This window comes from Nostoc piscinale CENA21 (assembly GCF_001298445.1).
Lineage (GTDB): Bacteria > Cyanobacteriota > Cyanobacteriia > Cyanobacteriales > Nostocaceae > Nostoc_B > Nostoc_B piscinale_A.
Map to the genome: position 1 here is coordinate 3,104,861 of NZ_CP012036.1, position 21,640 is coordinate 3,126,500.

The following is a 21,640-nucleotide window of genomic DNA, read 5'->3' on the forward strand; positions in this document are numbered from 1 at the left end:
TGCAAGAGTCATGATTTTGTCTTTTGGAGCGAGATTTGTGTAGTTATTGACCTCCTTTACAGTTGGCACCCAGCAGTCAGATTGAATCATTCATAGATTTCTGCACTTTTAAATGTCTGACCTTGACTATCTTTAGCTGATAATATTGGTGGTTCTTGGATAGGCCAATCTATAGCTAAATCTGGATCATTCCATAGAATAGTGCGATCGCCTTGGGGTGCATAGTAATCTGTAGTTTTGTAAAGCACCTCCGCCACTTCCGAAAGTACTAAAAAACCATGAGCAAAACCCGGTGGTATCCAAAATTGGCGTTTGTTCTCCGCGCTGAGTTCATACCCTACCCATTGTCCAAAAGTAGGTGAACTTTTGCGAACATCTACAGCTACGTCAAAAATACTACCAACCACAGCACGGACTAATTTACCTTGGGGTTGAATGATTTGATAATGCAGTCCGCGTAAAACATTTTTTTTTAGAAAAAGAATGGTTATCCTGAACAAAGTTAAAAGGATGACCAAGTTTATCAGTAAATTTTTGTTGGTTATACGATTCAAAAAAAAAGCCGCGTGCGTCAGCAAATACTTGCGGTTCTATTAGTAATATCTCAGGTATTGTTGTATCGATAACTTTCACAGATTTTGAGGAAATGTATCTTTTGACGTGATTATTTTATCACTTAAAATTAACTGGCTTTTCGAGATACCTGAGCATAATAAATTTCTTCTAATATCTGTTCAAGATTATACTTGTATTCCCAGTTTGGATAGTGAAGGCGAAACTTTCTCACATCTGAAATATACCAAATGTGATCACCAGAGCGATTCTGTTCTGTATAAGTATATTGCAACTTTTTGCCTACGATATTCTCACATATTGAGATTGCTTCTAACATAGAACAATTGCTATGCCGAGAACCACCGATATTGTATACCTCTCCACACTGGGGATTTTGATAAAAGTGATAAAAAGCGTTTACTAAATCATAACTGTGTATATTATCTCTGACCTGTTTACCTTGATAGCCAAATATTGTGTAAGTTTCATTAGAAATAGTACATTTCATTAAGTATGCTAGAAACCCATGCAACTGAGCGCCAGAATGATTAGGGCCAGTTAGACAACCACCTCTAAAGCTAGCAGTCTTCATCCCAAAGTATTTGCCATATTCTTGAACTAATACATCTGCTGCAACTTTAGAAACACCAAATAAGGAATGTTTAGAATTGTCAATTGACATTGATTCATCAATTCCCTCCGCGTACTGATGATCTGCGGCAATTTCCCAGCGATTTTCTAACTCTTGTAATGGCAAATAATTAGGAGTATCGCCATAAACTTTGTTGGTTGAAGTAAATATAAAAGTTGCCTCTGGGCAATATTGCCGAGTTGCTTCTAATAGTACTAAAGTACCATTAGCATTGACTGTAAAATCTGTATGTGGATCTTTAGCAGCCCAGTCATGGGATGGTTGTGCTGCTGTATGGATAATCAGAGCAATATCAGAAGAATATTCTTGAAACAGATTTTCTACTGCGGAGCGATCGCGAATATCAATATCATAGTGACGATAGCTATCACCATATTTGTCTTCCAAGATACGACGATTCCAATCTGTAGAAGCAGATTCACCAAAAAAATACTGCCCGCATATTATTATCAATACCTACAACATTAAAACCATGTTGGGCAAAAAAAGTGAACAGCTTCCGAACCAATCAGACCAGAGGAACCAGTAATTAAAACAGTGGGCATAGTATTTACCTCAAAATACAATTAATAGATTAAAAGAAAATGGACGTTCATCGTAAATTAAATTGAATTATGTTGGTTTGGATGCTTTAATAAACATCTGCCCTCCGAGCAAATTCCAAATAAATGGTAATTTGAGGTATAGTTTTAAAAGATGAGGTGAGCCTGGTCTGCCTTTAGTTGAATATGGCAAAAATCTAGGAATTAAAATATCAATTTTAAATCCTAGAGTATGTAATAATTCTTGAAGTGCAAGGTGAGTAATTGGTAGTTGATGATCAATAAAGTCATAATATTCCTTAAAAGAATATTTAAAGTTAGGCTGAATAATTAATATTGAACCTCCAGGGTTGAGGTATTTAAAACAAAATAATAGAATTTCAATTAGCTCTTCCTTATTATTTAAATGTTCAAAAAAGTTTGAAATAAATATCCTATCGAAGCTTGTTTTTATCCTCTTCTGTTCTTCTATATCCAAAATATTTAGGTTAATAACATTGACATCAGGATTGGCAAATAGTTGAGAATCGGGGTTGATATCTATTAAATACTTTTCTCTTGCTTGAATATTATTAATAAATTCGCAATAACCTCCTCCAATATCTAAAACTACAGAATTTTTTCCTATATGTTTTTGTAGAAACTCTTCAATTAAAGCTCTCCAAAGTATTATTTTTGTCTTTTTCTGTTGAGGATTGAAACGATTAGAGTAAAGTTTTTCAATATACTCTTCTTTTTTCATAGTTTTTGCCCACAGTTGAATTATAAATTAAATTTTAAGATAATATGGGCTTAAGTATGTCTTCCAATTCAAGAATCCAACCATAAATATCTTGCAGAGTTTGTTCTGGATTCCTGATTGGTCTCCATCCAGTCTTAGCAATTATTTTAGAAGCATCTGTAATATATATAGGTATGTCACCTTGTCTAGCTGTTGCTTCTGATTTGATTAAAATAGATTTACCAGTAATTGCTTCGCATAGTTTAGTAGTCTCTAACAAAGACAAGCTGTTTTCTATACCTCCACCAACATTTAAAACATCTCCGTCTAAGTCCGAGAAATTTTCTAGCTGATAATCAATCAAGCTTAACAAATCATCAATATGTAATAAATCTCTAACTTGTTTACCTGCACCGCCATACCCTATGTAACTTAAAGATTTTTCAAAATAGTGTGCAGCCAGCCACAACACAAAAACACCTTGATCAACTTTACCCATTTGCCAAGGGCCTGTAATTACGCCACAACGGTTAACTATTGCCTGAATACCATAAGCCTGTCTATACTCTTCAATCAGCATTTCCGAAGCAAGTTTAGTTGTACCATATAAAGAGCGGTGGCCTTGGAGTGTGAATTCTTCAGCAATCCCAAGTTCAGACACCCCAGGTATTATTTGTTCCGATGCAATGTTGAAGCGGGTTGCTGATTCTATTAAACTAACTGACTTCAGTTTTTCAATAGGATAAATACGGCTAGTGGATAAAAATAATAACCTAGCCCGAATTTGTCTGGCTAATTCTAAAATATTGATAGTTCCTAATAAATTCGTTTGTAAGACATATTGGGGAGAGGAAAATCCTGCTAGTACAGAAGGTTCAGCAGAACAGTCAATAATAGTATCGACTTTAAAATTTGTAGGGTCTAAATCACTAGCAGAGCGAATATCTCCATGAATAAACTCTATACCCAATTGTTTGAATCGAGGAAGGTTTAATTCTGAACCCCGTCTGCGTAAATTATCAAAACATATAACTGTCCACTGAGGATGTTGCTTTTTTAAACTAATTGCCAAAGAACTACCAACAAAACCTGCTCCTCCTAAAATTAAAATCCTGTCTGACATTTATTTTAAGCCTTTGATTTAATAACAGTTTTTTTATTACTAAGATGATAATCACCACGTGCTAAATGCTTTTCTAACCAAATATACAAAACTATAAACAAATATCGACTGCCCATTTCTTTAAGTTTTAGCTTAGAAACTCCAGTGGTTCTGTTGCGCCAAGTTATAGGAATAGTTGTATAAGAATACCCTCTAACAATTGCCTTAAGAGGTAGTTCTACTGTTAAGTTAAAGTGGTGAGATATTAATGGTGTAATGCCCTCGATTACCTCTTTGCGATAAATTTTAAAAGCATTAGTTGTATCATTGAATTTAAGACCAAATAATATTTGAACAAACAAATTTGCTAAACGGTTTATAAATAATTTATGGCTAGGATAGTCAATTACTTTACCGCCTTTAATAAAGCGAGAACCGAAAACACAATCGTAACCTTCTTGGAGTTTATGGTAGTAAGATACTATATCTTCTGGTGCATCTGAGCTATCTGCCATAACTATTGCTACAGCATCACCTGTAAAATTCTCCAACCCACAGCGCACTGCAAAACCAAAACCATTAGGATAATAATTATTTATATATCGCAGCCTACCATTTTCAGTATTCATCTGCTGCAATAATTCTTCAGTCTTATCCTTACTGTTATCGTTCACAACTAAAATTTCATAATCTATATTTTCTTGTTCCAGGAATTGACTAATAGTATTAACAGTTTGAACTATGCAATCTTCTTCGTTATAAGCTGGAATCACTATTGATAGACTATTGACTGGTTTTGATACCTTTTGAGGTTCTGCCTTCCTGACTTTTGAATTTCCTGATAAAGCGGGAGCTAAGGATTCGGGATAATATGTATCTGATGAGTTTATTATTTGTGATTGATGGTAATTATTTTTAGATGGAGTTTTAAAAACAAACCTATCACTAATTAAATAATTAATAGATGCACTTAAAAGCACGCCTATTAAAGTATTGATAGCGTAGTTAACACCGAACCAATCTAAAAGTGGGAATATCAGAAAAATTCGAGCAATCACCGCTACACCAGCAGAAACATGATAAAGAGGTAGTTGTCGTAAAAATACTTCTTTAAAATTCCAGATTCCACCAGTCCAAACCCAAGTTCTATAGACGAAGAAGCTAAATACCAGGGAAATTTCTATTGAAAATACATTAGCGATATTTCGTAATAAAGGGGTATTATAGTTTAACTTTTCAATTAGTAAAAAAATTAACGCTAAATTTAGTGCTGCCGCTAAACCACCACCTAGGAGGAACTTTAAAACCTTTAGAGAAAAAAAGTTTTTTGAACATAAATTGATTTTACACCTTAAATGCAAGCCTGAAATAATCATGATTAAATACTAAAATACTAAAACATTCATTCAACATATAATTAACATTATTGAATATAATTTAGTTTTAAGTCTTGTTGTTCTTTAAATCGTCTAGCAGTTTTATTTACTGGATCGTAAATCCAAATTTTAATAATAGGAGTATCTTTAGGGAGATTATCTGAGTCTAAAGATATTGACCAACCTGATTGATTATAGTTTGGATTTTTATAAAATTCTCCAACATCGTATCTATCCCAACTTGTTTTAGTCATCGCTAGAGGAATATTTGCATCGCTATATGTTACAAGAATTGAAACTGGCTGTTGAGGATTGACCTTAGACACTGTCCATCCATGTAAATATATTTCTTCTCCTTTTTCAAAGCTTACTTCTGGAGAGTCCAATGAACCTATATATTCTTCAGTGGGTTCTTGTAGAAACTTTATTCCTTTCAGGTTGGTTATATCAAGAGATTTATCTCGAATTTGAATAGATGGATCTACTTGATAAGTATCAAGTTTTATCTGAATATCTTGTTTATATAAAAAAGGATTAACAGCCGAAAACTTAAAGGATCGTACTCGCTGGTTCCATTTTCCCTTAAAAAATGAAAGAGCTTGAATATCATTTAACGGTAAGTGACTGATGATAATACCATTTTCAGAGTTTTCAGGAATTATTCTAAAAGAGTGGCTACTAGAATTTTTGAAAAGAATATCAATCTTCACAGGAGGCGCTCTAAATATCGTTTTGTATATTTTTCCTAAAAATGAGTAGTTGAATTTAACAGATGCTCGAACTAAATGAGATGAGTCTGAAATATTCGTGGATTCATTCCATTTTCTTGTTAATTCTTCACCCTCCATAGAGGATAAACATATATTTTTACCAAGTTTTTCAAGCAAAAACATATTAGAGACTTCAGATGTATGTAATTTTATTACTTCATTAAATTTCGATGACAATTTATAATTGCAAACTATGTAAGAGAAAGTAGATGGTTCATCAAAGAAAGGATGTCGGTTATCAATAGCATTAAAACCATATATGATGTAAATAGGTGGCTGACTTGATATACTATGAAAGTTGGCTTTGTCTAGAAATTTAGTATAGGCAGCATAAGACTGAAATATAGGTCTTGGATGCCATTTAAGATTATTTGATTCAGCAAGTGAAATTTCCCAGGGTAAAATATCTACTGTTTGATTATTGAGTAATTTTAATATCTGTTCAGGAAGCTTAACCTTTGCCAATTCTAAACTACTATTTGTATTAATATTATGACGTAGATTTTCTGTTTTTGTTAAAGCTACTACTTTATTAATAATGTTGATTGGTTTAAAATACTGAAACAGTTTTAAACCAACATTTGCATTGGAATTGACTAAGGGAGATGATGCAAAACAATATATAGAAATAATTATTCCAAGATAAACTAAGGTTATGTTTTTAAAAAATTTAAACTTATTGTTTAATTTGGTAATACTTATAGAAGATATTATAAGTAAGGATTCTATAAAAATATAAACATGACCATCTTGGCGCACATAACCATGCTTAAAACTCATCCACAAAGTAATAGCTAAAGCCAAGCTCAGACCTAAATATTTTTGACTTTGGCGTATGAGTTGAATTAATACTAAAAGTACTATTAAAATTCCTACAATTGCAAACCCTACTTCCCAAGGAGAGCCAACTATACTCATGGCACTAGAATAGCCAGAAGAAATTTCGAGCGAACCCCTTAAATAATTTAATAAATGAGGAGATGTATAAAAACTTGTTATAAAAATAGCAAATGTGTATATCAAATAAAAAGTATTTTTGAAATTAATTTTTTTATATATTGCATTGTTTGATATAGAAATATTAAAATTACTTGTTTTTTCTAGTATTTTTGTTTTAATTGCCCACAATATAATTCCTAATAATATCGCAAAAAATACACATAAAATAACTAGTCTAAAATTATCTGCTAAATTTGGGTTCAACAATAAGAAAGAGGTAGTTAATGCTGCTATGATAAAATCTAAAAAAGCACATAAACTTTGGGATATGTGTGATTGAGCTTTGAAACTTTTCCAGACTTCGGATAGAAGGATTAAGATAGTTATTCCTAGTATACAAACTCCCATATTAAACTTAATAAGCAAACATAATCCTGATAATAAGCCAAGCCCCAAAGCCCATATTCTAATGTTTTTGTTGTTAATAACATTATCCCAAGACAAAACCATTATCAATGCAAAGATTATCTTGTAATCAATGAATAAACCAAGTAAGTAAGCTAAAAATATACTAGTAGATAGTATGAATTTATTGAGGTTATTTTTTTGAATTTTAATTGTTGCAATACTGACACAAAAGGTTATTAATTCAACAGTTAGACGAAATATCAATATAGGATAAAAGTTTTTTTCAATTACAGCACCTTGAATTAAATAACCCAATGGCCCATAGGTAAATATAATATCTTTCCCAAAATAAAGTTTATTTAAAGCAGCACGACTAATTGCATATTGCCAAGATGGATCAAGTCCTATTCTTACTCCTGAAGGCAAGGTAAGAAAGGCAAAAAATATATATAAACATATAATAATAGATACTATACTAATAAGTTTATCTAATCTCATATCTTCTAACTAACTATTAAAATCAAATTTTTGAATCATAGTGCTTAAGTACTAAAATAGTAATTCCTAATATATAAAGTATTTGCTATTTCTTTATTAATTTCATAGACCAGTTTGGATTAATTGGAATTGTCATTTGTCGTCCAGGTTGTAAAGCAGTAAATTTATCAGCATAGTCAAAAAATCTGAAATCAGTAAAAGGAGGATGCTGCCAATCACTAATTATTCCCATGAAGATTACTAACAATGTAATTAATATTCCTTTTCGTAAAAGAAAATATTTTTTTTTGTATAAAAAAATTACACAACCATATAATTCCTACTACAAAGCCCAATATTAAGTTAAACCAATAACGTCCAGCAGTACCAACAAAAGCAAAAACATCTATACTGTGAAATTCAGACACTAAAATTGTAACCGGAATCAGAGCAGCAAATATAATAAATGATTTTAGCTCTATGGGCGTTTTGATTAATAAATAAATTAAAGTACTCATTCCTATAATTACCACTATGAAAATCAATATAATATATAAATTTTCTGGTAAAATCTTTACTATATAATCTGTAAATTTATTACCTAAAAGTGATATTAAAAAAAGCTGATTAGTTAAAATTTTTGAAAATGTAAATATAAAATCAAAGGATAAAATGTTAATGTTATTTCCATCTATTTTACCGAGTCGTTCTTGACCTCGATTATCAGTAATAATAACAAACATTTGAATTAAGGCTGTGACTGTTAAAATCAAAAACTTTGGGTAGAATAAGTTTTTAATTCCATTAATGCTTTTTGTTTTATTTTTAAAGTATTGAAAAAATAAAATAGAAGGTATTAATATTATTGAAAATGGCCCCGTCAATCCTCCTAGCAAAACAACTATTAGGTCAAATAAATTAACTAGAGTTTTACAAGACTGTGTAATAATTACCATGAACATCAAAAGTGCTGTATGCCATTGTGCATTAGTAATATTTGCATGAATTTCAGAGCATCCGGGCAAAGCTAAATAGACAAAGGATAAGCCAATTCTATGATTTAGATTTGGCATAATTTTGGAAAATCTAGAGGAAATTAAAAAATTAACTGGTAAAATTTGAATTATGATGGCAATCAAATTAAACAAAAGGGGTGCTGCTTTTAAGGGCAAAATTGTACTAAAGGCAGCCGTTAACCTAGGGACAATATTTAAATATCCTGCGAACGGTGAAAATAATGATTTTATTATTCCATTGTTGTAAGCTTGGGCATAAAATATACTTCCGTCTTCTGCCCAAAACTGGGGATTGAAGATTGCATCAGGTCGCCTAGTTATTAATAATACAAAAGCAAGTATAAATATTAGCAAATGAGTATAAAATGATGCCTGATTATTATGAATATTTAAAAATTTGAGCAAATAAGCTTTCATGCGTGATTTCAATATTTATAATCAAATAGTGATGATGTCAAATATTTATGCTGTAATCTTCGTGTTTAGATGTCAAGTTAATACTATAGCAGGGATCGTAGTCAATAAACTTTTTCCACTTTTTCTGCATATACTCTGTTTCTTGGAGAAACCTTGCTAGCTTTTCCGGTGTATCTTCGTAACCTCGGCTTTTAGATTCATAGTGGTATAACATCACGTGTGGCAAATATATGTTTCTGTAACCTTTTTTAACAATTTTTAAACATAGGTCAACATCATTAAAAGCAATTGCAAGTTTTTCTTCAAAACCTTCTACTGCTTCAAAAACTTCTCGTCTGCACATTAAACAAGCTGCTGTCACAGCTGAATAGTTATTTACAGTTGCAATTTGATCAAAGTATCCTGGTGAATCACTTAAATAATTTTTATGACTATGGGCGGCCACTCCACCAATACCTAGAACTACGCCAGCATGTTGAATGGTATTATCAGGATATAAAAGTAAGGCTCCAACAGCTCCTATAGATTGTCTTTGAGCTTGTTCAACCATTGCATCTATCCAGTCAGGAGTAATTACTTCGATGTCATTATTCAAAAACAGTAAGTAATCTCCCTTGGCTTGATTTACAGCATAGTTATTAATTTTGGAGTAGTTAAAAGGAATATCTAGGCGATGGCATTGGAATCTGTTGGGTTCTTTTTGTTGCCATTTAGAAAAAATCCTAAACGTATTTTCTTCCTGGCTACCATTGTCTATAAGAATAACTTCGTAATTGGGGTAAGTTGTTTTTTCAAAAATAGATGTTAGGCACTTGTCTAACATATTACCTAAATCTCTTGTGGGGATAATAATACTGACAAGTTTATAGTCTTTAATTGTGTATCGAATGATGTGATGTCCTGCCAGGCTTTTAGCTTCTGTAACTCTACCATCTTCACCTCGTCTAACAAGTGCATCTGCTAATGCTTTTTCTGCTGCTATTACAGCGTAAGGCTTTTGATCAGCTTTGCTTGCAGCAGATTGAGGATGAATTCTCCAGTGGTATAGTATTTTAGGTATGTGAAAAATCCGCGTTGTTTTTTTCTGTTAACCTTAAGACCAAATCATAATCTTGGCTGCCTTCATAACCTACTCTAAAACCACCAATTTTTTCTACTAATTCCCGTCGATAAGTGCCTAGATGACAGGTATACATTCGAGATAAAAATGAGTCAGGACACCAATCTGGTTTAAAAAATGGATCTTGAAGTTTCCCATTTTCAGCCATTTTATCTTCATCAGAATAGATCATATCTGCATCTGGATGCTGATTGAGCAATAAAGCTACTTCATATAGGGCATCAGGAGTCAGAATATCATCATGATCTAGTAAACTGATGAATTCACCAGTAGCAAGCTCTAAAGCTGAGTTAGAACAACGCGAAATATGACCGTTTTCATTTCTAAAGACAACTTTTATCCGAGAGTCTTTTGATGAATAGTCTTCAAGAATTTGTCTGATTTGATTATCTGTAGAAGCATCATCAGCAATACATAACTCCCAATATGAATAAACCTGATTTAAGACTGAATCAATAGCTTCCCGCAAAAAATTTGCAGGTGTATTAAAAACAGGCATAACAATGCTAATGAGAGGCTTGTAAGTTAATAAATCTACCTGTGCAGGCATCTTTTTTTAAAGCATCCTGAGTAGGGTAGTTTATGTTCAACCACCTCTGATAGTCAATGTCATTAGCATGAGGAACACCTGGCAATGCTAAAACAGGGTTTAATTTAAAGTTAAACTTTAAGAATATTTTTTTTTGAGTATTTGATCAAATCCGTAGCTGAATCCCTTGGCTCGAAAAATAGGCAAAAGATATTTTGCTCTTGAAAATAAACTTTGACGGAAGGAAACATTTGCATTGACTAAACCAATCGCACGTCTGAAATTAAACCATACTGTTCGTATCTGCCAAAATTTACTACTTTCCATTGCTGCTATCATAATTTGCGATCGCTCTAACTCATACTGTGTATTTTGAAGTTGAGACTGCGATCGCTCTAATTTTACTTGAGTTTGCTGTAATTGAGCTTCTAAACGGTTAATCTTCGTAGTTATAAGCTCAGAACTATTAATTAAATTAAAGGTAGTAAAGAACTTATCAAAACTCATATCAGAATTTAGGTTTACTTTCTGAGTTAGTTCATACTCTAATTGCCAAAAGTAAGTAATTTCTTCATGAGTTAGATTTACTTGAATTAAGCCTAAACAGTACATTAAAAATTTTTCAAAACTATCATATTTATTTCTGCTATCTAAACTAGCTTCCAACCATTTATAAAGGTTATGATAAGTGTAGAGAGTACCTCTAAATAATATGTATTTAAGTGGAACTTTTTCTAAAAAAATTCCATTCTCTGTCTATATAGTGTATATCTCCATCAACAGTAATAATCAGATTCCAAGGTGTACAATCTACATAACTTCCAGGTATTTCATCTTCGCTACCTAATAGCCTCAATGCTTCTTTAACTAAAAATTTATACCATATTTGAATAGCAGTGGTGAAAGCATTTGGATTATTGGTGGAGCTATAGCGGATAGCTAATATAATTTTCTCGATCAAAGTTTCGCCATCTATAAAGCTAGAAACTTCTTGAGCAGTATGCTTGATATTTGTATAGATATGTTGGGAGCTTTCTGATAACTCAGGATATATGGGTTGACGCTGTAATAACAGAGAGTTATTTTTTATGTCCTTGACTAGATTTACTTCAGTCATGAACTCTTTACGTCTTAGAACATTATATTTCCACGTTATTTTCTCTGCGTCAAAGTATTGATTTAGATTTTTTTCGTGATTACTTGCTAATATGAGAAATGAGTTACTCATTTGTGATAGTAACCCATTAATTTCTAACTGTTTAGCAACTAAAAATTCACTAAATAATTCTATTTTATTATTATTGTAATCTCGGTTATTATTATAATTTAACCAATTATATAATAAAGGCTTTTTCAGCAATAAAGAATTAGTATCTTTATTGTCAATTCTCATGATTACATCCGGTAATTTATAATCAGGAAATGGATAGAAAAACTCAGTATAGGCAAAACCAGATGTGTTTAACAAAGATTGTAGCTCTAGCTTGCCAAAGGTTTTCAGCATACTACCACTGCTGTAACCTTCTATCCCATCAAATGGCAAACTTGTATGATCTTCTGAGCATCCTGCAAAATATTTAAGACCAAGTTTATTTTCTATAGCTACAATTAGTACCCCATCTTCTTTGAGAAATTGCTTGGCTATTTCTAAAGCATATTGATAAGGATGACTATGCTTAATGTATACTCCGCTATACTCTAAAACTCCAATTAATGTTACTATATCGAACTTTTCGTCAAATTCTATCTTATGAAATTCACTACATATAGTTTCAACATTACCTAAGTCTCTACAACGGGAAGATGTAATTTTAGCTCTTGTCATACTGCCTTCTACGGCAACTACCCGCCCAACATTTTCTGCTAAATAACGAGTTATTGCTCCACAACCAGATCCTAGTTCTAGTACAGAACTAGATTTATTCAACTTAAGAGGACGCAATAAATTGCTACGTTTTGGGCTGAAATGGTACTCAGAAGACCAATTACACATAGCTCGCGTTAATTCCGCAGAATGAGAGCTAATATCCGAGGCTTTAGTTATGCAATCCTCTATATATTTTTTCTTCATTTGAACCATCTGAGTAGTTAAAATTTGTATTACTTGCTTTGGGCAACCATACATTAAATTGTTCAATCAACTCAAAATCTTGTGGATACTTCATAAGAATAATAAATTTTCAAATAAAAATTATATTGTATTGTTTTTCGGCTAACAGTCTCACTTAAATATTTAGTTAAGTAACTTAATTATTGAATTTCAAAATGAATTTTACTTTGTAGATTAACTATGCCACTGCTATGGTCATTATTTAATGATAAAACTTTAATTTGTACAGCATCATACCTGCGATCGATGGGAGTAATATTTCCTTGGGACAGAGATACAAAACCCAGTGATATGAAGTAATCACCAGGGCAAACATTAATGGACTGTTCAAAGCTAACTTTAACTAGACTGTTAGCTGGTAGATTTGGTACATCTAAATTTTGGGTATATGTATTAGTTACGTATATATCTTCACCTCTACTATCTTTTAATGTCATAGCAAATACCGGAAACTCTATAAATTCTTTTGTAATAATTTCTAATTGCACCTTAATTTTTTCACAACTTATAAAAGTTTGTGTGCAAACTCCTTCACTATTTTCAATTGAGAATTTACTTATTTCACCACGAGCATCTCCATAGCGATATTCTAAGTTACCACCAACTGTAAGTGAGGTTGGTGGATTTAGATTTCTCTCTTCCTTTGTTGTGAGTTCTTCATTAGTTTTCACTGTTTCATTAGCGAACAAAAGGTTTGTGTAGTAATTAACAACCTCGTTTGGTTTATTTTGATAAATAATGCGCCCGTTATTCATAATAACTGCATAGTTACAATATCTTTTAATAGAGTTACTATCATGAGAAACAAATAAAATTGTTATACCTTTTTCTTGAAATTCTTTGAACTTCAAAAAACAGTTAAATTGAAACTTAATATCTCCAACTGCTAAAGCCTCATCAACGATTAAAATATCTGGTTCGACATTAACTGCCACAGCAAATGCTAACCTGACAAACATCCCACTTGAGTAAGTTTTAACAGGCTGATCGATAAAATCTCCTATATCTGCAAAAGCAGCAATATCATCAAATTTAGCTTCTATTTGCTCTTTATTTAAACCTAAAATTTGACCATTAAAAAATACATTTTGTCTTCCAGTAAACTCTGGATTAAAACCACTACCAAGTTCCAGTAAAGCTGAAATCCTTCCATTTACAAATACTTCTCCTGTTGTGGGGGTTAATGTCCCAGCAATAATTTGTAGTAGTGTACTTTTTCCAGAGCCATTTTGACCAATAATTCCCAAAGTTTCACCTTTAGGAACTTCTATATTAATGTCCCTTAATGCCCAAAACTCTTGAGCGTAGCTTTTGCTAGGTAGCAAAATTTCCTTGAGCCGATCTACCGGACGAGCATACCGTTTATAGCATTTCGATATATTCTTTAGTGAAATTGCTATTTCTTCACCCATATCATTGCACACTTACGAATAGCACATCCTAATTAAAGGTAGATTTTACGTGAATACCAGCCTATTAAATGTTTAGAAGTGAAAACTGCTATAGTACATCCGCAAAAGCTGGGCGCAATCGCTTATAAACTAAAAAGCTACAACACAATATCACAGATGCGATTGCACTTGATAAACCCCACTCTGCCCAATGTCGCACCTCCCCAACTAAAATTAAATCACGATAGACTTCTGCGATCGCAGCTATGGGATTTAGCCAAAATACCCAACCCCGCCATTGTTCAGGAATTGATGTTGCTGGATAAACAATTGGTGTCACATACAACCAAAGATTTAAAATAACCCCTAATGTTTGGGGAATATCGCGCAAAAAAAACTGTTAATCCCGCAGCCAAGTAACCCAAGCTTGCTGTTAACATCAACTGTGTCAGCCAGACTAAGGGTAACAGTGCCAACGTAGGATGTAAAGTCCCAGAAGTCAAAGCCACAAAACAAATCAATGCCATCAAGCCAAAAGAGCTTTCAATAAACGTTGATAAAATTGGTACTAAAGGTAATAAAGCTAAAGGAAACACCACCTTCTTCACTAAATTTGGCTGTGCTATCACAGAACTAGCAGACTGCATCAGTCCACTTGTAAACGCCATCCAAGGCAATAAACCTGCAAACAGCCATAACCCAAAGGTAAAATTATTGTCTGGTAAGCCTTTTAAACTATGCAGTTTGACCTTTAAGACAATTGAAAATACATAAGTATAAATTAATAACTGTGATAGCTGATTTACTAAAGGCCACAGATTGCCTAAAACCGAACCTTTATACTTCGCTTCTAAATCTCGCCTGACTAAAGTTCTCAGTAAATCAAACTTTGCCCAAGATTGTTCAGATATAGGTAGTATACGCCTTAGTTGTCTTGCCTTACGTAGAGTTTTGCGGATGATCTGCACCAATTTTTGCTACCTCACTCACTACCCACACTTAATTGCCTTCTATGAAGCTAACTTGAGATGAAAGTTCCCCTAATATATAGTCTTTGATAATGTTTGAATTTGAATAACTCCAGACAATTTATACACTCTATATGAGTCGTATACATAAAAAAATGTACTAGATTAAAGTTCTCACAAATGATTAAGTATTTGCATTTGCGGAGCTATTGATTCTAATTCAAAATTAATGATTTGTGTCATCATACAATGAATTAGCCACTATATTGGCCTACAAAAACATGCCCATCTTATGTAGTTCTAAAATTTAGATTTTAAAGCGGATGAGGCTTTAAGCAATGCTATCTGGGTCAATTCCTTGCGCTCTTAAATATTCTGCCAGTTTATCAGCCCGTTACGGTTCTTGTTGGGCTTGTTCTTTGAGCGTTGATATCCAACCTGTGGTGTTATACCAGCTTAACCATAAACCCGTTGTCTATTGATAAGTACCTTGCCAAAGACCTAAGCTTCAACCTAACTTTTTTAACCAAAATTTGGCTCTGGTCAAGATATAGCCTCATAACCAGCACCATTGAGTTTAAAAACCCTCAAATTGCTTTCGTCGCGGTCATAAACAACATAATTTGATACATAGCTATAGTACCAGTGTGGTTTTGACTTAATTTTAAACTTTTACTCCACACTCAAAAGCCAACAGTCAACACTTAACAGTCTCTAAATCGGATAACAGAAGAGTCCCAGATTCCGCTAAACTGAGACTTGGTTTATTGCATTGTAATCAGGCAGCATGGAAATCGGACAAAAGGTCAAGGTGTATCGTTTACGCGATCGCGTACCCAACTCAGTCGCTCAAAAACTAGGCAAAGTCGGCGTTATCGAAGGCTACAAAATGACTGATGGTAGCGGCGTTGGCATAGTGGTGAAGTTTGAAGATAATAGCGCAACTTGGTTTTTTGAAGACGAAATCAAACCCGTATAGTGAGGCTAACTCAAGGCGGAAGCTAAGAGTATTTGCCTAATGCTAAGTTGGAGTGGAAACAACAGGCGGTAATTGGAAATCACGAAATGTCCCTAATATTGACATTTTTGGGCAAAGGCGGCATCGCGCGTAGCAAAGTTGCGATCGCCGCAGCTAAACTATTGGCAAGTCAAGGTAAGCGTGTACTTCTAGCAGGACTGGCAGAACCAGTTTTACCTATCCTGTTAGAAACAACACTCTCGGCTGACCCTCAAGAAATCGCTCCTAACTTGCAAGCAGTACAGTTGCCTGCATCTGTACTTTTAGAACGCAATTGGGAAGAACTTAAAAAACTAGAGGCACAGTACCTCCGTACACCCATTTTTAAAGAGGTTTACGGTCAAGAACTGGTAGCATTGCCAGGAATGGACAGCGCCCTCGCCTTAAATGCTATCCGTGAATATGATGCCAGTGGCAAATATGATGCAATTATTTACGATGGCACGGGTGATTCTTTTACTTTGCGGCTGTTGGGGTTGCCAGAATCTCTCAGTTGGTATGTACGGCGATTTCGACAGTTGTTTGTCAACTCCGATTTAGGCAAGACAATTTCTGAATCGCCATTAATACAACCACTGATTACCAGTTTTTTCAACGTTAATTGGACAGCAGATAACTTTGCTCAACCCACCAACCAAGTCAACGATTTCTTAGATAAGGGAAAAGCGGCTTTAGCTGACCCCAAAAGGGTTGCCGCCTTTTTGGTAACTACTAATGACCCTATAGAAGTTGCAGTTGCCCGTTATTTGTGGGGCAGCGCACAACAAGTTAGTCTGACAGTAGGTGGTGTTATCCAAATTGCCGACCAGACAACAGCAGATTTAACGGCGGAATTTGCACCGTTAGCTGTGAATGTTGTGCCGGATGTGAAGCAGGGTAACTGGCAACCTCTAATAGATGCCTTACCAAACTTTGCAGAACAAACCAGCAAAGTACCCAAACCCATCGAAATCGATGTCCATAACCGTCAGGTACGCTTATTTTTGCCTGGATTTGATAAAAAACAGGTAAAACTTACCCAGGTAGGGCCAGAAGTCACAGTAGAAGCAGGCGACCAACGCCGGAACATCTTCTTACCGCCAGCCTTGACTGGTAGACCTGTAACTGGTGCAAAATTCCAAAATAATTATTTGATTATTTCTTTTTAAACCGGGATGAAGGATGAAGTCTGAACCATAAAATTTCATACTTCATACTTCATACCTCATACTTTCCCATACATAATCTTATGACTGAATCAACTCCCGTACCCCCCAATTCCAACCCGGCTGAGACGGTAGACTCAGTAATAGATAATTCTGGTGAAGCCGGAACAGTAACCACAAACGAACGCACCGCTAAAACTCGGCAATTACTAGGAATGAAAGGTGCAGCCCCAGGCGAAACTTCCATTTGGAAAATTCGCTTGCAATTGATGAAGCCAATTACTTGGATTCCTTTAATTTGGGGCGTGGTTTGCGGTGCGGCTTCTTCTGGTAACTATACCTGGACTCTAGAAAATGTCTTGAAAGCCGCAGCTTGTATGTTACTTTCGGGGCCGCTGCTGGCTGGTTACACCCAGACGATGAATGATTTTTACGATCGCGAAATTGATGCCATTAATGAACCTTACCGTCCCATTCCTTCCGGCGCAATTTCTGTACCCCAGGTTGTCACCCAAATTTTAGTATTGTTAGTATCTGGGATTGGTTTAGCCTACGTGCTGGATATCTGGGCTGGTCATGAATTTCCGACCGTTGCAGTCCTAGCAATTTTCGGCTCATTTGTTTCTTATATTTACTCTGCCCCTCCCCTGAAACTCAAGCAAAACGGCTGGCTGGGTAATTATGCTTTAGGTGCAAGTTATATTGCTTTACCTTGGTGGGCTGGTCATGCTTTGTTTGGTGAGTTGAATTGGAAAGTTTTGGTTCTCACCTTAATTTACAGCTTGGCTGGGTTGGGCATTGCCATTGTCAACGACTTCAAGAGTGTCGAAGGCGATCGCCAACTAGGGTTAAAATCACTACCAGTTATGTTTGGTGTCACCACCGCCGCCTGGATTTGTGTCTTGATGATTGACTTATTCCAAGGCTTCATGGCTGCTTATCTCGTCAGTATCCATGAGAATTTATACGCAGCTATCTTGGTATTGTTAATCATTCCTCAGATCACTTTCCAAGATATGTATTTTTTACGTGACCCCTTAGCCAATGATGTGAAATATCAAGCCAGCGCCCAACCATTCCTCGTGCTGGGAATGCTGGTGGTTGGTTTAGCATTAGGCCACGCTGGTGTTTAAAAAAGTGCTGAATCCGAGGTAATTTCAGTGTTTGTACTACACTTTTTCACCTCCTTGTCAAGGAAATGATCAATTTTTTGAACATTGACCAACTTCCAGACAGTATCAGAACAAAAATGGCTATCACCTATGAAAATTTAACACCTGGACAGATTCTGTTTCATCAAGGTGATTTTACTAGAGCCATTTTTGTTGTCATATCTGGACAGATTCGACTGATGCACTATACCAGTGCGGGTCAATCTATCAAGCATTATGAGGTGAGAACTGGAGAGAGTTTTGCGGAAGCGGCATTGTTCAATGAATTTTATGATTGTACTGCGATCGCTGATGCCCCATCTCGGATTGCGACTTTTCCCAAGCCAGCTTTTCTGGCAACTTTGCGTCAATATCCAGATTTATCAGAAGTCCTCATAGCACAACTGGCACGAAGATTTCATCAAGTCAAAGTTTTGCTAGAACTACGGAGTATTCGCTCGGCGCGGGAGCGGGTACTTCATTTGAACTGAATGTTGTCAATGAAATATTACCCCAAGACAAACTGATGGAGCGAGCTTGGGAAATCGCCAGAAAACTCGCCAAACAAACCACCTTAAATCTACGATACACCCGTGTGGCTTTGACCCAAAGGCTGAAACGCTTAGTTAATGAAGGCATCGACTATGGTTTGGCACTAGAAGCATTACCGCAACCGATCTTCGCAATACCTGACGATTTTTGATACTGCTGTATTGGGGGTTTTACTCATGAACGACTGCGTTAGCAACGTTAGGTTCTTCACCCAAAGGGCAGAAAAAAAGAGGATTTGACTTGTTTCTTTCGCCCTTGGTGCAGGTGTGCCTCCGTTGGAGAGTCAGGTTAATTTAGCTACTCCTCTGCTTGACCGACGCGGCGAATATTGATGATGTCGCTCATTTTTTTAATTTGGACGAACACTTGTTCAAGTTGGGAGCGATCGCGTATATCTATACCTAAGTCCATTAATGCTGGCTGTCCACTGGCTGTTTTGACTTGGGCATGACGGACGTTAATACCTTGATCACTTAACCGCGATAAAATATCTTTTAAAACGCCTACACGGTCAAGGGCTTCAATTTGGATATTTACTGGGTAAGTGTGGGGGCGAGAACTATTTTCTACCGCCGCATTCCATTTTACCGGCACTAAGCGATCGCCTTCGACATTATCTAAATTATGACAGCCTTGGCGATGGATAGAAATTCCCCGACCGCGTGTCACTACACCAATAATTGATTCTCCTGGAATTGGTGTACAACACCCCGCTAGATGATATACCAAACCCTCGACACCCAAAATCGGCGAATCACTGGCGCGAGAACTAGTGTGGGGAACATCCCGTAAAGCTTTGGCGGTTGATTCTTTGGGGACAAATGGCGGTATGACCATTGTGGCAGGTTGCTGTGCCTTGACCACATCCCGCCAGCGATTCAGGACTAAATTTAAGGTAATTTCGCCATAACCCAAACCTGCGAGTAAATCTTCGACGCTGTGATAGTTGCACTTTTCCGCAACAGTCTGCATTGCGTCTGATTTCAGCAGATTATCAAAACCAGTTTTACCGAGTTCTTTCTCTAACAAGTCTTTCCCACGGGTGACGTTTTCTTCGCGGCGCGATCGCTTGTACCATTGCTTAATCCGATATTTGGCGGTGGAAGTTCTGACAAAATTTAACCAGTCCAAACTCGGATGGCTATTCTTCTGGGTGAGAATTTCCACAATATCGCCATTTTGCAACCTTGTAGATAAAGGTACTATCCGCCCATTTACCCTTGCACCTGAACAATGGTTGCCGACTTCTGTATGGATGCGATAGGCAAAATCTATACTAGTAGAACCAGGATTTAAAGAAACAACATCACCCTTGGGCGTAAATACATAAACATCGTCTTCAAATAAGTTATCTTTAACGCTATCTAAATATTCTTGGGCATCTTTCAGGTCGCTTTGCCACTCTAATAATTGCCGTAACCAAGTAAACTTTTCATCAGCCGCCGTCAACGGACTATTTGAACCACCTGTTTCTTTGTACTTCCAATGGGCTGCGATACCATATTCGGCGATATGGTGCATTTCCAGGGTGCGAATTTGAATTTCTAAAGGACGACCAGTTAAACCAATGACCCCTGTATGCAGAGACTGGTAACGGTTGGGTTTGGGTAAACCGATATAATCTTTAAATCTGCCGGGAATGGGGCGAAACGCATCATGGACAACCGCCAAAGCCCGATAACATTCTTCGTTACTTTCAACAATAATTCGCAGCGCCGCTAAATCATAAATTTCATGAAATTCTTTTTGCTGTCGCTGCATTTTTTGATAAATGCTGTATAAATGTTTGGGGCGACCGCTAATATCTAAACAACGAATTCCAGCTTGTTGTAAACGTTCTCGTAAAATATCTGTCGCTTTAGCTAATTTCTCTTCCCGCGCCGTGCGTTTTTCCGAAACATGCTGCTGCATTTGGCGAAAAGCTTCTGGTTCCAGATATTTAAATGCTAAATCTTCTAGTTCCCACTTAATATGCCAAATACCCAAACGGTTGGCTAAAGGTGCAAAGATATCTCGTGTTTCTTGGGCGCTGCGACGACGGCTATCTTCTGACATATATTGCAGAGTTCGCATATTATGCAAACGGTCTGCTAACTTGACTACAATTACCCTGATATCTTGTGCCATTGCCAAAAACATCCGGCGGAAATTTTCGGCTTGGCTTTCGGTTTTACTTTTGAAATTAATTTTAGAAAGCTTCGTTACACCTTCGACTAACTGCCGCACTTCTGAGCCAAATAGCTCTTCTATTTCTTCAATTGTGACATCTGTATCCTCAACTACATCATGAAGAAATCCAGCTGCTATCATAGCAGGACTGCCCCCTAAATCACGTAGCAACCCAGCTACGGCAACGGGATGATAAATATACGGTTCTCCAGATTTGCGAAATTGTCCATGATGGAGTTGATAGGCAAAAGAAAATGCTTGGCAAATTAACGACGCATCATTCTGCCTTCGGTCTTCTGGTTCCACACTTCTGGGTGATGACTCGCGTAAACATTTGTTGAGCCATTCTGGAAGTGTAACGTCAATTGAAGTACTAGTAGCTATGCCGCTCATACAAGAGGTGATCGGTAAATAGTAAGATGGACGAAGTTTACAGCATCAACTGATGGTGATCCTGTATCCCTGGTGGGGGTATAAATGCAGTGTGAGGATGATGAGTCTATTGCCTTGTG

At 35.7% G+C, this 21,640-nt stretch carries 16 protein-coding genes and 3 pseudogenes; 5 read left to right on the plus strand and 14 right to left on the minus strand.

Annotated elements, in window-relative coordinates; translation table 11 throughout:
- Positions 1–86 precede the first annotated feature (86 nt).
- The 13 genes and pseudogenes from rfbC to ACX27_RS13500 form a co-directional block, all read right to left on the minus strand.
- Positions 87–633 (minus strand): annotated as a pseudogene (gene rfbC, locus ACX27_RS13445) (dTDP-4-dehydrorhamnose 3,5-epimerase).
- Positions 634–682: 49 nt separating this feature from the next.
- Positions 683–1,752 (minus strand): annotated as a pseudogene (locus tag ACX27_RS13450) (NAD-dependent epimerase/dehydratase family protein).
- 67 nt (positions 1,753–1,819) lie between these two features.
- On the minus strand, positions 1,820–2,491 hold the full coding sequence (locus ACX27_RS13455; RefSeq protein ID WP_062293175.1) for a class I SAM-dependent methyltransferase: 672 nt from the start codon (positions 2,489–2,491) through the stop codon (positions 1,820–1,822).
- Between the two features lie 34 nt (positions 2,492–2,525).
- On the minus strand, positions 2,526–3,593 hold the full coding sequence (locus tag ACX27_RS13460) for an NAD-dependent epimerase/dehydratase family protein (RefSeq protein WP_062293178.1): 1,068 nt from the start codon (positions 3,591–3,593) through the stop codon (positions 2,526–2,528).
- Positions 3,594–3,598: 5 nt separating this feature from the next.
- The gene (locus tag ACX27_RS13465; RefSeq protein ID WP_083468735.1) at positions 3,599–4,948 is read right to left on the minus strand and encodes a glycosyltransferase; all 1,350 of its coding nucleotides are present in this window, start codon (positions 4,946–4,948) and stop codon (positions 3,599–3,601) included.
- Between the two features lie 47 nt (positions 4,949–4,995).
- The gene (locus ACX27_RS13470; RefSeq protein WP_062293181.1) at positions 4,996–7,563 is read right to left on the minus strand and encodes a hypothetical protein; all 2,568 of its coding nucleotides are present in this window, start codon (positions 7,561–7,563) and stop codon (positions 4,996–4,998) included.
- A gap of 218 nt (positions 7,564–7,781) precedes the next feature.
- The gene (locus tag ACX27_RS13475) at positions 7,782–8,975 is read right to left on the minus strand and encodes a hypothetical protein (protein ID WP_062293183.1); all 1,194 of its coding nucleotides are present in this window, start codon (positions 8,973–8,975) and stop codon (positions 7,782–7,784) included.
- A gap of 37 nt (positions 8,976–9,012) precedes the next feature.
- Positions 9,013–9,798: a glycosyltransferase family 2 protein gene (locus ACX27_RS32860; RefSeq protein ID WP_200929942.1), complete on the minus strand. Its 786-nt coding sequence runs from the start codon at positions 9,796–9,798 to the stop codon at positions 9,013–9,015.
- Positions 9,799–10,027: 229 nt separating this feature from the next.
- Entirely contained in the window at positions 10,028–10,645 is a 618-nt protein-coding gene (locus ACX27_RS32865; RefSeq protein WP_200929943.1) for a glycosyltransferase family 2 protein, read from the minus strand.
- 117 nt (positions 10,646–10,762) lie between these two features.
- Positions 10,763–11,236: a hypothetical protein gene (locus ACX27_RS13485; protein ID WP_144427453.1), complete on the minus strand. Its 474-nt coding sequence runs from the start codon at positions 11,234–11,236 to the stop codon at positions 10,763–10,765.
- A gap of 106 nt (positions 11,237–11,342) precedes the next feature.
- The gene (locus ACX27_RS13490; RefSeq protein ID WP_083468736.1) at positions 11,343–12,749 is read right to left on the minus strand and encodes a class I SAM-dependent methyltransferase; all 1,407 of its coding nucleotides are present in this window, start codon (positions 12,747–12,749) and stop codon (positions 11,343–11,345) included.
- 125 nt (positions 12,750–12,874) lie between these two features.
- The gene (locus ACX27_RS13495; RefSeq protein WP_062293189.1) at positions 12,875–14,146 is read right to left on the minus strand and encodes an ABC transporter ATP-binding protein; all 1,272 of its coding nucleotides are present in this window, start codon (positions 14,144–14,146) and stop codon (positions 12,875–12,877) included.
- Positions 14,147–14,234: 88 nt separating this feature from the next.
- A pseudogene (locus ACX27_RS13500) lies at positions 14,235–15,084 on the minus strand (ABC transporter permease).
- A gap of 796 nt (positions 15,085–15,880) precedes the next feature.
- On the opposite strand from ACX27_RS13500, the gene petP reads away from it, so the two are divergent.
- From petP to ACX27_RS30900, 5 genes are all read left to right on the plus strand, one after another.
- A complete protein-coding gene (gene petP, locus ACX27_RS13505; RefSeq protein WP_062293192.1) occupies positions 15,881–16,072 on the plus strand; it encodes a cytochrome b6f subunit PetP in 192 nt (63 codons plus the stop codon).
- 86 nt (positions 16,073–16,158) lie between these two features.
- Positions 16,159–17,259: a Get3/ArsA fold putative tail anchor-mediating ATPase NosAFP gene (locus ACX27_RS13510; RefSeq protein ID WP_062298329.1), complete on the plus strand. Its 1,101-nt coding sequence runs from the start codon at positions 16,159–16,161 to the stop codon at positions 17,257–17,259.
- An 80-nt stretch (positions 17,260–17,339) separates the two neighbouring features.
- Entirely contained in the window at positions 17,340–18,389 is a 1,050-nt protein-coding gene (gene chlG / locus ACX27_RS13515) for a chlorophyll synthase ChlG (RefSeq protein WP_062293196.1), read from the plus strand.
- Positions 18,390–18,505: 116 nt separating this feature from the next.
- Positions 18,506–18,898, plus strand: a complete 393-nt coding sequence (locus ACX27_RS13520) for a Crp/Fnr family transcriptional regulator (RefSeq protein ID WP_235526628.1) — start codon at positions 18,506–18,508, stop codon at positions 18,896–18,898.
- 35 nt (positions 18,899–18,933) lie between these two features.
- Complete coding sequence (locus ACX27_RS30900; RefSeq protein WP_235526629.1) at positions 18,934–19,110, plus strand: hypothetical protein; 177 nt, start codon at positions 18,934–18,936, stop codon at positions 19,108–19,110.
- A gap of 146 nt (positions 19,111–19,256) precedes the next feature.
- On the opposite strand, the gene ACX27_RS13525 is transcribed toward ACX27_RS30900, so the two are convergent.
- Positions 19,257–21,521, minus strand: a complete 2,265-nt coding sequence (locus tag ACX27_RS13525; RefSeq protein WP_062293198.1) for a RelA/SpoT family protein — start codon at positions 21,519–21,521, stop codon at positions 19,257–19,259.
- Positions 21,522–21,640: the final 119 nt, after the last annotated feature.

Bases quoted from the DNA above. Each gene is read 5' to 3' on its own strand.
- ACX27_RS13525 (WP_062293198.1), bottom strand. From the start codon at position 21,521: ATGAGCGGCATAGCTACTAGTACTTCAATTGACGTTACACTTCCAGAA.
- ACX27_RS13495 (WP_062293189.1), bottom strand. From the start codon at position 14,146: ATGGGTGAAGAAATAGCAATTTCACTAAAGAATATATCGAAATGCTAT.
- ACX27_RS13520 (WP_235526628.1), top strand. From the start codon at position 18,506: ATGGCTATCACCTATGAAAATTTAACACCTGGACAGATTCTGTTTCAT.
- ACX27_RS13510 (WP_062298329.1), top strand. From the start codon at position 16,159: ATGTCCCTAATATTGACATTTTTGGGCAAAGGCGGCATCGCGCGTAGC.
- petP (WP_062293192.1), top strand. From the start codon at position 15,881: ATGGAAATCGGACAAAAGGTCAAGGTGTATCGTTTACGCGATCGCGTA.
- ACX27_RS13460 (WP_062293178.1), bottom strand. From the start codon at position 3,593: ATGTCAGACAGGATTTTAATTTTAGGAGGAGCAGGTTTTGTTGGTAGT.
- ACX27_RS13455 (WP_062293175.1), bottom strand. From the start codon at position 2,491: ATGAAAAAAGAAGAGTATATTGAAAAACTTTACTCTAATCGTTTCAAT.
- ACX27_RS13465 (WP_083468735.1), bottom strand. From the start codon at position 4,948: ATGATTATTTCAGGCTTGCATTTAAGGTGTAAAATCAATTTATGTTCA.
- ACX27_RS30900 (WP_235526629.1), top strand. From the start codon at position 18,934: ATGGAGCGAGCTTGGGAAATCGCCAGAAAACTCGCCAAACAAACCACC.
- ACX27_RS32860 (WP_200929942.1), bottom strand. From the start codon at position 9,798: ATGTTAGACAAGTGCCTAACATCTATTTTTGAAAAAACAACTTACCCC.
- chlG (WP_062293196.1), top strand. From the start codon at position 17,340: ATGACTGAATCAACTCCCGTACCCCCCAATTCCAACCCGGCTGAGACG.
- ACX27_RS13490 (WP_083468736.1), bottom strand. From the start codon at position 12,749: ATGTATGGTTGCCCAAAGCAAGTAATACAAATTTTAACTACTCAGATG.
- ACX27_RS32865 (WP_200929943.1), bottom strand. From the start codon at position 10,645: ATGCCTGCACAGGTAGATTTATTAACTTACAAGCCTCTCATTAGCATT.
- ACX27_RS13470 (WP_062293181.1), bottom strand. From the start codon at position 7,563: ATGAGATTAGATAAACTTATTAGTATAGTATCTATTATTATATGTTTA.
- ACX27_RS13485 (WP_144427453.1), bottom strand. From the start codon at position 11,236: ATGTACTGTTTAGGCTTAATTCAAGTAAATCTAACTCATGAAGAAATT.
- ACX27_RS13475 (WP_062293183.1), bottom strand. From the start codon at position 8,975: ATGAAAGCTTATTTGCTCAAATTTTTAAATATTCATAATAATCAGGCA.